Below are 13,739 nucleotides of genomic sequence, written 5' to 3'. Positions count from 1 at the left end.
GAATGAACCACGACTGTCCGAAAAGTGGGTGGATTCCCTTGTTATATGATCATACCCTCCGCCTTCTCGCCCAGCGAGGTGTTACGCTTATGGATATCGCTGAAATCGCCTATGAATTGCAACGTCCCTACAATGAGCATTTAAAAAAGGATCAGTGCTTGACTAGTGTTGAACAAGTGCTGAAAAAACGGGAGATACAGCACGCGATTATTACGGGGATCGCTCTTGATGTATTGGCAGAGGAGAAGCGTCTGCCTAATCCCTTGCAACTGATGATGGAGATAGATGAGCCTTTGTATGGGTTGGATGAGATTCTAGCCTTGTCTATCACCAATGTGTATGGAACGATTGGCCTGACCAGCTTTGGGTACCTGGATAAAATAAAGATTGGCATTCTTCGTGATTTAAACAATCGCACAGGCAATGTTCATGTTTTCTTGGATGATCTGGTCGCTGGGGTAGCCGCAGCAGCATCTGCTCGGATTGCCCACGAGAATCCAGATATGGAACGTTATCGTGAAGAAGAGATCGATTTGATAGATAAAAAAGAAGAGGGGGCTTAGTTAGTGAAGAGGAGTGCTAACTGATAAATTTTGACCGGGGAAAACCCCGGTTTTTTTGGTGTGTTTAATAATTAATGGTAATTCCGATCTTAAAACTAGGGAAAGGGGTTGACTTCTCGTTGGGTACTCACTAAAATGAGACTAAAATCTTATCGAGAGTGGTGGAGGGACTTGGCCCGATGAAGCCCGGCAACCTGTCATCAGCATAAGGTGCCAATTCCAGCGAAATGGGCTCCATTTTGGAAGATAAGGTTGATTGGAATAGTCCCTTCAGCCAAGTTCTATCCATAATGGAGGAGCTTTTTTATTTTATCCTTTTGGAGGTGGTCCGCTTGGGAGCACAATTGACATACGAAAATTGGGGAAAAGATCTTCCAGTATTCCCCATCGGAGATCCATTGAAGGGAAGTCTACGCGTCCTGGAGTGGGCTTATAGCGAATATGAGGATGATTTGGTTTATGCATGTAGCTTTGGAGCTGAAGGAATGGTTTTGATCGATCTGATTTCCAAGGTGAAACCCGATGCTCAGGTTGTTTTTCTTGATACGGGTCTTCATTTTAAAGAAACCTACGATGTGATTAACCAAGTAAAGAAGCGGTATCCAGAGCTGCGGATTGAGATGGCGAAGCCAGATCTGAGCGTTGCGGAACAGGCGGAGCAATATGGTGAGGCGCTATGGGAACGTCAACCGAATCAATGTTGCAATCTACGTAAAATTATCCCCCTTGAACGGGCATTGGCGTCTGCGACGGCGTGGCTTTCAGGTCTTCGGCGGGATCAGTCACCTAGCCGCCAGTTTACTCAGTTTGTAAACAAGGATGATCGATTTAGTTCAATCAAGGTATGTCCCTTAATTCATTGGACCTGGGATGATGTCTGGGCTTACATTCGTAGAGAGAACCTTCCCTATAATGCCCTCCATGATCAGGGATATCCCAGTATTGGTTGCGATAAATGCACGTTGGCTGTCAAGGAAGGACAAGATCATCGAGCAGGACGCTGGGTGGGTAGTCAGAAGACAGAATGTGGTCTCCATGTTCAGCCTTAACAGGAGAAGACGATGACAGTACTCTATGCAGGTGTAATCGTAGCGTTCTTTTTTGCCATGAATATCGGGGCGAGTGGAGCTGCAGCTTCGATGGGAGTTGCCTATGGCGCTGGAGCGGTTAGAAAACCAGTAGTTGCTTTGCTTATCAGTGGTTTGGGTGTGTTTCTCGGAGCGGCACTGGGTGGTGGAGAAGTAGTGAAAACTATTGGTTCAGGTATAGTGCCAGGCTCCATCATGACGATAAAGATAGCCCTTGTTGTTCTCTCATCCGCTTGTCTATCCTTATTTATCGCGAACCTTCTAGGCATCCCATTATCCACAAGTGAAGTAACCGTTGGGGCAGTGGTGGGTGCTGGAGTGGCCTATCAGGGGGAGGCGGTAGCCTGGTCCAAGATGGGTACGATTCTATTATTTTGGATACTCATTCCAGGGATCGCATTTCTTCTTGCGTTGGTAGTAGGAAAGGGAATCCAATGGGCGAAGAGCCGCCTTCCTTCTCTAGATGCTCCACATATTCGAAGGCCATTAGCTTGGCTACTTGTTCTCGCTGGATTTATGGAAGCTTACTCAGCGGGGATGAATAATGTTGCCAACGCGGTGGGGCCACTTGTTGGGGCCAAAGTCCTCTCCGTATCAGACGGAATTCTATATGGTGGAATGTTTGTAGCTCTTGGGGCACTTCTTCTTGGGCGGAGAGCGCTTGAAACGAATGGAAAGCGAATTACGGATATTTCCTTGTTGGAAGGAAGCGCAATCTCTGGTACAGGGGCAGGGCTTGTGATCGGGGCTTCTATGCTGGGCATTCCTGTTCCTCTTACCCAAATTACATCCTCAGCCATTATTGGTATAGGCACAGCTAAGCAGGGCTTTACCTACAGGCAGAAGAATGTAATCGCTCAGATGATGAAGGTGTGGGTTGTCTCCCCTGTATTTTCCCTCGTCATCGCTTATGCCTTGGTAAAAATCTTTATTCAAGGAGATTTTTATACAGTACTTGTCCTAGTGAGTGTGTTAGTGGCTACCGCAGGCTCCATCAGTCTGATGAGATCGGTTCAAAGGGAGCGGCGATCCTTCCATGAACATGGGGACGGTATTTGAACGAAGTTGGTTAAGTTCATCTTACAAATCCGACTAAATCGATGAGAAATAAAGAGGAGTGGAGTTGATGAGTATGAGTATCCCCCATGGAGGTACACTAATCCAGCGCTTTGAACCGGGACGTTCCGTAGATGATCTGATCCATGAAGTAGAGCTGGATGCGATTGCTCTTAGTGATCTGGAATTGATCGGAATTGGGGCCTATAGTCCACTCACGGGTTTTCTCAAAGGAGAGAACTACCGTTCCGTAGTCGAGCATATGCGTCTTACAGAGGGGCAGCCTTGGAGCATTCCGATTACACTGCCTGTCTCACAGGAGAAGGCGGAGGCTCTCCAGCTTGGGGATGAAGTGAAGCTTGTCAAAGAAGGGGTTGTGTACGGAGTTCTTTCTTTAGAAGAGAAATATGTCCCGGATAAGAATTTGGAAGCAGAGAAGGTCTATCGTACAACAGATCTTGCTCATCCAGGGGTGAAGAAACTCTTTGAGCGAGGAGAGGTTTACCTGGGTGGAGATATTGTACTCATTCAACGTCCTGAAAAGCCCTTTGCAACGTATCATCTTGATCCGGTGGATACACGTCAGGCTTTTGCTGATCGTGGTTGGGAGACAATCGTTGGTTTCCAGACTCGAAATCCAGTACACCGAGCCCATGAATACATTCAAAAAACAGCCTTGGAGACAGTGGATGGTCTCTTCCTCAACCCGTTAGTAGGTGAAACGAAATCAGATGATATTCCCGCAAATGTAAGAATGGAAAGTTATGAGGTGTTGTTGGAGAAGTATTATCCTACTGAGCGTGTTTTTCTTGCTGTATTTCCAGCGGCGATGCGCTATGCAGGGCCACGTGAAGCCATTTTCCACGCTCTCGTACGGAAGAACTATGGGTGCACCCATTTTATCGTTGGACGAGATCATGCGGGTGTTGGAAGCTACTATGGCACCTATGATGCTCAGAAGATCTTTGCAGAGTTTAAGCCAGGAGAACTCGGCATTCAGCCCCTATTCTTTGAGCACGCCTTTTATTGTGAAGCATGTGGTAATATGGCTACCCCAAAAACCTGCCCTCACGATTCGGAACATCATGTGGCACTATCCGGTACGAAGGTAAGGGCGATGCTTCGTAATGGGGAGAGGCCGCCAGCTACATTTAGTCGTGCAGAAGTAGCAGATGTCCTGATTCGTGGAGTTAGTGAAACGTCAGTCACCACTGGTTGAGGGGGAGTAATAGATGAGTACCAATATCGTATGGCATCAGGTTACAGTAGATAAGGCGGAGCGTCGAAAGAAGAATGGTCATGGTAGCGCGGTTCTCTGGTTTACCGGTCTCTCCGGTTCAGGAAAATCCACATTGGCTAACGCTGTGGACCGGGCTTTACTAGATCGCAATGCACGGAGCTATGTTCTCGATGGGGATAATATCCGGCATGGGCTAAACCAAGGCCTTGGCTTTTCTGCGGCGGATCGTACCGAAAATATCCGCCGGATCGGTGAGGTAGCGAAGCTATTTGTCGATAGTGGTCAGTTTGCACTAACTGCTTTTATCTCTCCTTTTCGTGAGGATCGTAATAAGGTGCGTACCCTTATAGAAGAGAAAGAGTTTATCGAGATTCATGTTCGTTGTTCCTTAGAGGAATGTGAACGACGGGATCCCAAAGGGCTTTATGAAAAAGCACGCCAAGGAGTAATTCCCGAGTTTACTGGAGTCAGCTCTCCCTATGAAGAGCCGCTCGCACCGGAGTTAATTATAGACACCGATCGTGAAACGGTGGAGGAATCGGTGGCCAAGGTGATCAGTCTCCTCGAAGAAGAGGGACTTCTCTAAATAACAGCTATGTTGTGTAGCACATAGGAAGGGGAGAGAAAGATGGCTTACGTTAAGAAATGGGTTAATGAAGAAAAGCTAAATGATACGGAAAAAGAGAAGCTCGAGTATGATGGCCTAGAAATTTTAAAGGATATCCCACGCTATGCAGAGGGTGGATTTGATTCCATCCCGAAAGAACGCTGGCCGATGTTTAAGTGGGCAGGCCTCTATCTACAAAAGCCGAAGGAAGATGGCTACTTTATGATGCGGGTCAATGTCCCCTCAGGTGTTCTCAACTATGAGCAAACCGTTGCTCTTGCGCATATTGCACGGGATTACGGACGCGATGTCTTTGATATCACCACACGGCAAGCTGTCCAATTCCACTGGTTGCGTATTGAAGAGATTCCAGATATCTTTCAACGATTAGAAAAAGTAGGTCTTTCTAGCACGGGTGCTTGCGGGGATATCACACGCAACATTATGGGGAACCCCCTTGCAGGGTTAGACCCCCATGAGACCTTAGATACACGCCCCATTGTGGAAGAGGTATACCGCTTCTTTCAAAATAATGAGGACTTCTCCAATCTACCGCGGAAATATAAAATATCCATCAGTTCCAATGTGCATAACCCAGCGCATGCAGAGATCAATGATCTCGCCTTTGTTCCAGCGGTAAAAGAGATTGATGGAGAAAAGGTGATCGGTTTTCATCTGAAAGTTGGAGGCGGTCTATCCGCACGGGCCTTTCTGGCAGAGGAGTTAGACGTCTTTATACGTCCGGAACAAGTGATGGAGGTTGCCATTGCCGTCACCACCATCTTTCGGGATTATGGATATCGACAAAAACGAACCCGGGCTCGTTTGAAATTCCTCATGGCAGATTGGGGACCTGAGAAGTTTAAAGAAAAACTACTCGAGTATACGGGTCCATTACCAGAGCGTGGGGAAAACCAACTAAAAGATTGGAACGCAGGGTTTTTCTACGGAGTCCATGCTCAAAAACAAGAGGGGTTAAACTATGTGGGTCTTAATGTACCCGTAGGACGACTTACCTCGGCAGAAGTACTTGAATTGGCCCGGATTTCAAAGAAATTTGGCGATGGTGAGATCCGCAACAGTAACTCGCAAAACCTCCTCATCCCCAATATTCCTGATGAACAGGTGGAAGTACTACTCAAAGAAAAAATCTTTGACCGGATTCGCATCAATCCACCCAAATTTATCGGCTATGCGGTTTCATGCACAGGGATCGAGTATTGTAATCTTGCCTTGACCGAGACGAAAGAGCGAATGCGGCGGATTGCAGAGTATCTCGATGAAGAAGTCAAACTGGATGTTCCTGTACGGATGCATATGGTGGGTTGCCCCAACTCTTGTGGGCAGCGTCAAATTGCCGATATTGGACTTCAAGGGATTAAGATGAAGTCTAAGGAGAAGAGCGGAATGGTGGAAGCCTTTGAAATCTATGTAGGCGGAACCCTCCAGGATGGCGGGAAATTTAACGAAAAATTAAAAGGGAAAATCGATGGGGATTATCTACCCGATGTGCTTCGCAATTTCCTCCTTTACTTTAAGGAGAATAAAGAGAGTGAAGAATCCTTCTTCGCCTTTGTAGAACGGATTGGAGTGGAACAGCTTCAGGAAGTGCTTGATGATATTTTGGCTCAAGTGATTCCTCAGGTGTCCTAAGGAGGACAGAAGATGCAGCTATACCGTTTTGAAGCAGTGATCGAAGGTGAAGTGATTCATATCATTATTGCCGCACAGGATGATAATGAAGCATTCCGACTGGTAGATGTGGAGCTAGAGAAACACTACCTGAGAATGCCTGAGATAGAAGATTTGTCGTTGTATGAAAAGCGACGTATCCAAAAAGGTGGCGGATACGTCATACAAGGTCAAGAAACGATGCTCTGATTAGCTAGGGTAAAGGAGCGCGTATTGGGAGGTTGCTGTGATGGGTAAAGTTTATCTGGTGGGAGCGGGTCCAGGAGATCCGGAGTTGATCACTCTGAAAGGGGTACGCGCGATACGGGAAGCGGATGTAATTTTATATGATCGGTTGATCAATCAAGAGCTTCTGGAGTACGCTCGCCCAGGGGCAGATCTTATCTACTGTGGCAAACTCCCCCACTATCATACGATGAAGCAAGAGACGATCAATAAGTTTCTTGTTAAACACGCCGCCTCTGGTAAAACCGTTACCCGGCTTAAAGGAGGTGACCCCTTTGTCTTCGGTCGCGGTGGCGAGGAAGCACAAGCGTTAGTGAAACACGGTCTAGAGTTTGAAGTCGTTCCAGGAATTACTGCGGGCATCGCGGCTCCTGCCTATGCAGGGATCCCTGTTACTCATCGAGAGCATGCGGCCACCTTTGCCTTCATTACGGGTCACCGTAAAGAAGGTGAGGTAGAGGATGTGAAGTGGGCTAGTTTAGCTAAAGGAATCGATACCCTAGCTATTTATATGGGTGTGAAAAACCTCCCTTACATCCAGGAGAAACTGCTCACTCATGGGAAACCCTCCAGTACCCCCGTTGCCCTTGTTCAATGGGGAACAACGGGAGAACAACGCACTGTGACGACGACACTGGCTACTCTGGTAGAGGATGCTTACCGCGAGGAAGTAAAAAATCCGACGTTAATCTTGATTGGGGAAGTTGTTCGCCTACGAGATCAACTCAACTGGTTTGAAAAGTGGTCTGAGGCGAAGGATGCCGTCGGGGAGTATTGATCGGTCACTTGTAAAGACCTGGTCCAATCTAGCAACGTAAGTTCGTTACTAGATTGAATCGGGTCTTTACGTTTTAAAAAAATGGAGGTTTTTTTGGTGTTGTGGCTGGTGTTGGCCAATGGAGCGGGTTTTCGGCTATGATATAGGGAATGAGAGTGAGTAACAGGGAAGAAGAGGGAGGGTGTACGGTGGCTCATATTCCACTGATGGTGAACCTGCGAGGTCGTTTGGCGACGGTGATTGGTGGTGGGAAAATAGCGGCTCGCCGAGTGAGAACATTGTGTGAAGCAGGTGCCCAGGTGACCATCGTGGCTCCTGAAATTACTCCAACTTTAATGGAAAGGGTGAATCAGGGGGTGCTCCACTGGCATCGGAAGCCCTTTGAACCTGGAGACCTTGATAAAGCATGGGTGATTGTTGCCGCGACAGACAATAAAGCAACCAATCGTGCAGTGGCGGAGGCGGCAGGTTCTCATTGTCTAGTGAATGTCGTTGATGACTCCTCTCTAGGCAATTTTCATGTTCCCGTTTCGTTGAATAGGGGAAAGTTGACTTTTGCTGTTTCTACTGGAGGGGCAAGCCCGATCCTTGCCAGGCGCATTCGAGAGGATCTTGCTCGCCAGTATGATGAAACCTGGGGAGAAAAAGTGGAACAGTTATATCAGTTGCGAGAGAGGTTAAAGAAGAGCGAAATCAGGGAGCAGGATAGGCATCAACGATTAGTTGATGGAGTAGAAGAGATGTTTAAGAAAGAATGATGGATATGCTTCATCCTCTCATCAATTTTATAAAAATTGATGGTAAATCCGTGGATGCATCGCTATCCACTCCTACATGCGTTATGATGTAGGGAAGATCTATCGAAGTAAAGTGGCTGGATATGATTACACGGGGGGACGGCATGATGGCAGTTCATAAAGGGTCTTTGGACGAAGAAAGTAAGCGTAAACGAGAAGAGAAGTGGGTCCTTATCATCCTTGTACTATGTGCGATCACCTTTGCGGGTCTTGTTGGAATATGTGGTCTGGTATTTATCGATTAATGGATCATTCCATGCTCCTATTATCCCAATATTTCAATTTTAGCCGGTGAGAAGCTTAAGCCTGTCTCACCCTCTGTATGTGCTGGTGGCCGACCATTTGATGGAGAATTCTTCCTACTCCTAGGGCGAGTTTTCCAATGATCTCACATCTGGTATAATCATGCTATGACAACTGGTCTGACCACTGCTGTCATGGAACTGAAGGAGTGAATAGCTTGTCCACTTTGCGAGAAGCAGCATTGAAGATGCACCGCGATAATCAGGGTAAACTGACGGTGAGGTCAAAAGTTGCTGTAAACAATGCAGAAGATCTGTCCTTGGCCTATTCTCCAGGTGTAGCAGAGCCTTGTAAAGATATTCATGCAGATGAAGGCAAAGTATACGACTATACCATGAAGGGGAACCTGGTTGCAATCGTATCGGATGGGACTGCGGTACTTGGTTTGGGCAACATCGGCCCCCATGCCGCGATGCCAGTGATGGAAGGAAAGGCGGTTCTTTTCAAAGCTTTTGCTGGTGTGGATGCGTTCCCCCTTTGTGTAGACACCAACGAAGTGGACAGAATTGTAGAAACGGTAAAGCTACTTGCACCTACCTTTGGTGGTGTGAATCTCGAAGATATCGCTGCTCCGAAATGCTTTTTAATCGAAGAGCGTTTAAAACGAGAGCTTGATATTCCTGTTTTTCATGACGATCAGCATGGGACCGCTATTGTTACACTTGCTGGGTTAATCAATGCACTAAAAGTCGTCAATAAAAGAATGGATGAAATCAAGGTGGTAGCCAATGGAGCGGGTGCTGCAGGGATTGCGATCATTAAGTTGCTCCTCTCCCTAGGTGTGAAGGATATTATTATGTGTGATAGCAAAGGGACTATCTATGAAGGCCGTGCAAATGGGATGAACAGCATAAAGGAACATATTGCCCAGGTTACAAACCAGAGTGGTGTTCAGGGTGATTTGGCAGAAGCGATGAAGGGTGCAGATGTATTTATTGGCGTTTCTGTTGCAGGTGCAGTAACTCCGAACATGATACGTTCCATGAATCGTGATCCGATCATTTTTGCTATGGCCAACCCAGTCCCTGAGATTATGCCTTTAGAAGCCTACCAAGCGGGAGCGAAAGTAGTTGGAACGGGCCGGTCCGATTTTCCTAATCAAGTGAATAACGTGCTTGCATTTCCTGGGATTTTCCGTGGAGCGTTAGATGTACGAGCAAGTAGTATCAATGAAGAGATGAAGGTAGCGGCCGCCTATGCGATTGCGGATCTGATTGGGGAGAATGAGCTAGATGCAAACTATGTGATCCCAGCTCCATTTAATCAGGAAGTAGCACCGCGGGTAGCAGCAGAGGTCGCACGGGCTGCGATGAAGACGAATCAGGCCCGTATTCAACTCGATCCTAAGGAAGTCGCTGAACGGACACGGAAACTGACTCACGAAGAGGGTTGAGTGACTGGAAACGAGGTATTTTATGGTTACGTATCCAATCACAACAGGTAGTAAGTTTAACTCGATTGTTTTACGGATTCATGAGTTGATCGAAGAGGATGGGTTATCTCCAGGGGAGAAAATGCCTTCTGAACGGGAGATGGTATCCCGTTTGAATGTAGGACGTTCTACTGTGCGCGAAGCTTTACGTGCACTAGAACTTCTGGGGATAATCACAACCCGGCGAGGAGAAGGAACATATCTTCAACCCTATGAATCTCATCGACTGATTGATCTTTTGGCGTTTTATATCCTGCGGGATGAACCAACCAAACAGCATCTTTCTGAGATGCGTACGTTGCTTGAAATGGGCGCAGTGCGTCAAGCCGCCATTCGAGGGAAAGAAGAAGATTGGGAGGCGCTCGAAGGATTTTGTTTGGATATGGAAAAGAAGATTGTCAAAGGTGAAATCCCGATTGAAGAGGACTATGGCTTTCATCGTCGACTTATAAAAATAGCCCAAAACCAGTTGCTGCTACGCGTGTGGTATCCTGTTGTCCAATTTGGACAAGCGATCCGTCAATCTTCTTTCACCCGTGAAGGAAGGCTACATCAGGCGGTTGTACAGCACAGGGAGATCGTCGATCATTTGCGGAGAAGGGATGCGGATGCTGCGGCTGTGGCATTGGAGAGACATCTGTCATAGGCAGGATTTCAATCGTTTAAAGAAGTATGATGAGGGGAAGCCCATCTATTCTGGTAAGAGGTTCGTTGCAGTTTAAAATCATTCTGTGCTATGATCGGTGAAATGTGGTTTCCATGGGAGTGCAGGATAACCTGATGGAAGCATGAGGACGGTTATAGTTAGGTAGGCCTATCTCCTAACCAGCAGAAGGTTGAGCGAATCCGCGATCCCAGGATTCCTGGTGAAAAGGCCTATGCGCTTCAGTGAACAGATGAAGATGAAATTCCCCAGAGTCGAATGGAAAGAAGTGCAGAACGTGCTGATTTGATACTCTGCATAAGGAATTCCTACAATTATATGCTCGGATGAGGTGTTTCTCGTGTTAAAGGATCTATTCCGGAAACAGAAGAAATACGCCACTATACCTACGGAACATGCTAAAAAGGATATCCCTGAGGGCATTATGCAAAAATGTCCCCGGTGTGGGACGATCCTCATCACGAAGGAACTGGAGAAGAATCTGAAAGTGTGTAAGAGCTGTCAGTACCACTTCTCCATGTCTGCACCAGATCGAATCCAGTCGACCGTAGACGAGGGGCGTTTTTTTGAATATGATGCGGATCTGATTTCGATGGATCCCCTTAATTTTCCTAACTATGTGGATAAAGTAAAGCTAGATATTGAAAAAACCCAAATGAATGAAGCTGTGATGACGGGTGAGGGGACCATCGGTGGCTACCCTGCAGTCATCGGGGTGATGGATTCACGCTTTCGGATGGGGAGCATGGGATCGGTTGTTGGGGAAAAAATTGCTCGTGCGGCGATAAGAGCGACGAAGAAAAAATATCCCTTTATCTTGTTTTCTGCCTCAGGAGGCGCTCGGATGCAGGAGGGTGTTCTTTCTCTAATGCAAATGGCAAAGACCAGTGCTGCGTTAGAGAGAATGCACCGGGAAAAAGTTCTTTTTGTCTCCGTGTTGACTAATCCAACAACAGGCGGTGTGTCCGCTAGCTTCTCTTCCCTTGGTGATATTAATATCGCTGAGCCGCAGGCATTAATCGGATTTGCAGGAAGACGAGTGATTGAACAGACGGTTCGTCAGAAATTGCCAGAGGATTTTCAGACGGCAGAGTTTCTCCTCAAGCATGGTCAATTGGACGAAGTGGTTTCCCGGGGAGAGATGCGGGAGATGCTCACTCGGATTCTAGACTTGCATTCAGGAGGAAGAGAGAGCCATGAATAATGGACAACTCGCCTTTGAAAAACCGCTGGTTGAATTGCGCGATAAGATTGCAGAGCTACGGAAGTTTACTCAGGATAAAGAGATTGACCTGTCTGAAGAGATTGCCACTCTTGAGGAGAAAGCCCGTCGGTTGGAAGGGCAGATTTATGGTAATCTGACTACATGGCAAAAAGTGCAGATAGCTCGGCACGTATCTAGGCCCACGACGCAAGACTATATTCAGCATATTTTTACGGACTTCATTGAACTACATGGGGATCGCTTATATGGAGACGATCCAGCAATCATTGGTGGTATAGCGAAATTTAATGGTTCACCTGTAACCGTTATTGGTCATGAGCGTGGGAAGGATACGAAGGATAAGATCGCCCGCAACTTCGGTCTTCCTCATCCAGAAGGATATCGGAAGGCGCTCCGTTTGATGCAACAAGCGGATAAATTTAATCGTCCGATTATCTGTTTCGTCGATACCCAGGGGGCTCATCCTGGGGTGGAGGCGGAGGAGAGAGGACAATCGGAAGCCATCGCTAGAAACCTAAGGGAAATGGCAGGCTTACGTGTACCGATCATTTGTGTGGTGACAGGGGAGGGAGGAAGTGGTGGAGCTCTTGCAATCAGTGTGGGTAATCGATTGCTGATGCTGGAGAACGCCTACTACTCGGTGATCTCCCCAGAAGGGGCCGCTGCGATTCTGTGGCGAGATTCAACGAAGGCGCAGGAAGCGGCGGAAGCTCTTAAAATCACAGCGCAGGATCTCTACTCTCTCGGAGTAGTGGATAAAATTATTCCTGAGCCAAAGGGTGGCGCCCATAAAGATGTGACAACTCAGGCACATGCGATTCAGGAAGCGATTCAGGAAGAGTTAACTCCATTGCTCAGTATGAAAGAAGAGGACCTTGTATTGGATCGCCATCGCAAATTTGAAAAGATCGGGGTTTTTACAACCGTGGGTAACGGGTAATCGCCCTCGGTTTTCTCTTTTTTGTCCCGCAGGGACAAAAAATGTCCCTGCGGGAAAATCTTTATTCTGTGACTTGTAGTGAAGAAGGTATCTAAAAGAAGAGGTTTTGACATGGGTAAATAGAAAAGCTGGGTATAACTATCTTTGAGGTGAAAATAAACAATGGAAAGAATCGCAGTTTTAACGAGTGGTGGGGATTCTCCAGGTATGAATGCGGCAATCCGTGCGGTTGTTCGTAAAGGACATCATCATGGACTCGATGTTATTGGAGTACAAAGAGGTTACACAGGACTCATTCAAGGGGATTTTATTACAATGGAGCTCGGTTCGGTAGGAGATATCATCCATCGAGGGGGAACCATTCTCCGTTCTGCTCGATGTGAAGAGTTCCGCACTCCTGAAGGACGAGAAAAGGCGGTATCCAATTTACAACAGCATGGAATTGGGGGGATAGTAGTAATCGGTGGAGATGGTAGCTTTCGTGGAGCGCAACATTTGACCGCCCTTGGTTACCCTACGATTGGCGTTCCAGGTACAATTGATAATGATATCCCAGGGACGGATTTTACGATCGGATTTGATACGGCGGTAAACACAGTCATTCAAAATATTGACCGTATCAGAGATACAGCTTCTTCCCATGAACGGACTTACATCGTTGAAGTGATGGGTCGTGATGCTGGAGATATCGCATTGTGGGCGGGTCTTGCCGATGGAGCAGAATCGATTCTCGTCCCCGAGGCACCTTATGAATTGGATGACATAGTGGAACGTCTTGCTAGAGGAGATCGTCGGGATAAAAAACATAGCATTATCGTCGTTGCAGAAGGTGCCGGAAACGCCTTCGAAATCGGTAAGAAGATCAAGGAGAAAACAGGTGAAGAAACCCGTGTAACGGTTCTTGGACATATCCAGCGTGGAGGCTCACCCTCTGCATTTGATCGGGTACTGGCAAGCCAAATGGGTGCTAATGCTGTGGATCTATTACTAGCGGGGGAACATGATAAAATGGTGGCGATTCGTAACAATGAGATTACGGCGATTAACTTTGATACAGCCTTCTCCATGAAACATCAGCCCGATATGTCTATGTATGATTTGGCTAGCATTCTGGCGATATAAGAAAGGG

15 protein-coding genes and 1 riboswitch are annotated in these 13,739 nt (G+C 47.1%); all 15 genes read left to right on the top strand.

Features of this window, described 5'->3' with window-relative positions; genetic code table 11:
* The first annotated feature begins 2 nt into the window (after window positions 1-2).
* A complete protein-coding gene (locus BLV90_RS09200) occupies window positions 3-563 on the top strand; it encodes a phosphatidylglycerophosphatase A family protein (RefSeq protein WP_091739653.1) in 561 nt (186 codons plus the stop codon).
* Window positions 564-709: 146 nt separating this feature from the next.
* Window positions 710-816, top strand: a riboswitch (SAM riboswitch).
* Window positions 817-853: 37 nt separating this feature from the next.
* Complete coding sequence (locus BLV90_RS09195) at window positions 854-1,612, top strand: phosphoadenylyl-sulfate reductase (RefSeq protein WP_091739883.1); 759 nt, start codon at window positions 854-856, stop codon at window positions 1,610-1,612.
* Between the two features lie 12 nt (window positions 1,613-1,624).
* Complete coding sequence (locus BLV90_RS09190) at window positions 1,625-2,710, top strand: sulfate permease (protein ID WP_091739651.1); 1,086 nt, start codon at window positions 1,625-1,627, stop codon at window positions 2,708-2,710.
* A 67-nt stretch (window positions 2,711-2,777) separates the two neighbouring features.
* Window positions 2,778-3,926, top strand: coding sequence for a sulfate adenylyltransferase (gene sat / locus BLV90_RS09185; protein ID WP_091739648.1), 1,149 nt, complete (start codon window positions 2,778-2,780; stop codon window positions 3,924-3,926).
* A gap of 13 nt (window positions 3,927-3,939) precedes the next feature.
* Window positions 3,940-4,533 (top strand): adenylyl-sulfate kinase, encoded by a 594-nt coding sequence (cysC, locus tag BLV90_RS09180; RefSeq protein WP_091739645.1) that lies wholly within the window; start codon window positions 3,940-3,942, stop codon window positions 4,531-4,533.
* Between the two features lie 42 nt (window positions 4,534-4,575).
* Window positions 4,576-6,207: a nitrite/sulfite reductase gene (locus BLV90_RS09175; protein WP_091739642.1), complete on the top strand. Its 1,632-nt coding sequence runs from the start codon at window positions 4,576-4,578 to the stop codon at window positions 6,205-6,207.
* 12 nt (window positions 6,208-6,219) lie between these two features.
* Window positions 6,220-6,435, top strand: coding sequence for a DUF3906 family protein (locus tag BLV90_RS09170; RefSeq protein WP_091739639.1), 216 nt, complete (start codon window positions 6,220-6,222; stop codon window positions 6,433-6,435).
* Window positions 6,436-6,475: 40 nt separating this feature from the next.
* The gene (gene cobA, locus BLV90_RS09165) at window positions 6,476-7,249 is read left to right on the top strand and encodes a uroporphyrinogen-III C-methyltransferase (protein ID WP_091739636.1); all 774 of its coding nucleotides are present in this window, start codon (window positions 6,476-6,478) and stop codon (window positions 7,247-7,249) included.
* Window positions 7,250-7,437: 188 nt separating this feature from the next.
* On the top strand, window positions 7,438-8,007 hold the full coding sequence (locus BLV90_RS09160; protein WP_177167977.1) for a precorrin-2 dehydrogenase/sirohydrochlorin ferrochelatase family protein: 570 nt from the start codon (window positions 7,438-7,440) through the stop codon (window positions 8,005-8,007).
* Window positions 8,008-8,153: 146 nt separating this feature from the next.
* Window positions 8,154-8,291 (top strand): hypothetical protein, encoded by a 138-nt coding sequence (locus BLV90_RS16240; RefSeq protein ID WP_177167976.1) that lies wholly within the window; start codon window positions 8,154-8,156, stop codon window positions 8,289-8,291.
* 215 nt (window positions 8,292-8,506) lie between these two features.
* A complete protein-coding gene (gene ystJ / locus BLV90_RS09155; RefSeq protein WP_281242013.1) occupies window positions 8,507-9,742 on the top strand; it encodes an NADP-dependent malic enzyme in 1,236 nt (411 codons plus the stop codon).
* A 22-nt stretch (window positions 9,743-9,764) separates the two neighbouring features.
* A complete protein-coding gene (locus BLV90_RS09150; protein WP_091739631.1) occupies window positions 9,765-10,427 on the top strand; it encodes a FadR/GntR family transcriptional regulator in 663 nt (220 codons plus the stop codon).
* A gap of 358 nt (window positions 10,428-10,785) precedes the next feature.
* Window positions 10,786-11,649, top strand: a complete 864-nt coding sequence (gene accD, locus BLV90_RS09145; RefSeq protein ID WP_091739628.1) for an acetyl-CoA carboxylase, carboxyltransferase subunit beta — start codon at window positions 10,786-10,788, stop codon at window positions 11,647-11,649.
* A complete protein-coding gene (locus BLV90_RS09140) occupies window positions 11,642-12,610 on the top strand; it encodes an acetyl-CoA carboxylase carboxyltransferase subunit alpha (protein WP_091739626.1) in 969 nt (322 codons plus the stop codon). The genes accD and BLV90_RS09140 overlap by 8 nt, the downstream gene beginning before the upstream one ends.
* A 162-nt stretch (window positions 12,611-12,772) precedes the next feature.
* The gene (pfkA, locus tag BLV90_RS09135) at window positions 12,773-13,732 is read left to right on the top strand and encodes a 6-phosphofructokinase (protein ID WP_091739621.1); all 960 of its coding nucleotides are present in this window, start codon (window positions 12,773-12,775) and stop codon (window positions 13,730-13,732) included.
* Window positions 13,733-13,739 lie beyond the last annotated feature (7 nt).

The organism is Marininema mesophilum (assembly GCF_900106775.1).
Lineage (GTDB): Bacteria > Bacillota > Bacilli > Thermoactinomycetales > DSM-45169 > Marininema > Marininema mesophilum.
Note: the sequence above shows the minus strand (reverse complement) of the source record. Positions and strands in the feature narration are given on the sequence as shown.

Coding starts and splice junctions, on each gene's coding strand:
- BLV90_RS09190 (WP_091739651.1), top strand. CDS start 1,625: ATGACAGTACTCTATGCAGGTGTAATCGTAGCGTTCTTTTTTGCCATG.
- BLV90_RS09200 (WP_091739653.1), top strand. CDS start 3: ATGAACCACGACTGTCCGAAAAGTGGGTGGATTCCCTTGTTATATGAT.
- cysC (WP_091739645.1), top strand. CDS start 3,940: ATGAGTACCAATATCGTATGGCATCAGGTTACAGTAGATAAGGCGGAG.
- pfkA (WP_091739621.1), top strand. CDS start 12,773: ATGGAAAGAATCGCAGTTTTAACGAGTGGTGGGGATTCTCCAGGTATG.
- BLV90_RS09175 (WP_091739642.1), top strand. CDS start 4,576: ATGGCTTACGTTAAGAAATGGGTTAATGAAGAAAAGCTAAATGATACG.
- sat (WP_091739648.1), top strand. CDS start 2,778: ATGAGTATGAGTATCCCCCATGGAGGTACACTAATCCAGCGCTTTGAA.
- cobA (WP_091739636.1), top strand. CDS start 6,476: ATGGGTAAAGTTTATCTGGTGGGAGCGGGTCCAGGAGATCCGGAGTTG.
- BLV90_RS09170 (WP_091739639.1), top strand. CDS start 6,220: ATGCAGCTATACCGTTTTGAAGCAGTGATCGAAGGTGAAGTGATTCAT.
- BLV90_RS09195 (WP_091739883.1), top strand. CDS start 854: ATGGAGGAGCTTTTTTATTTTATCCTTTTGGAGGTGGTCCGCTTGGGA.
- BLV90_RS09150 (WP_091739631.1), top strand. CDS start 9,765: ATGGTTACGTATCCAATCACAACAGGTAGTAAGTTTAACTCGATTGTT.
- BLV90_RS16240 (WP_177167976.1), top strand. CDS start 8,154: ATGGCAGTTCATAAAGGGTCTTTGGACGAAGAAAGTAAGCGTAAACGA.
- BLV90_RS09140 (WP_091739626.1), top strand. CDS start 11,642: ATGAATAATGGACAACTCGCCTTTGAAAAACCGCTGGTTGAATTGCGC.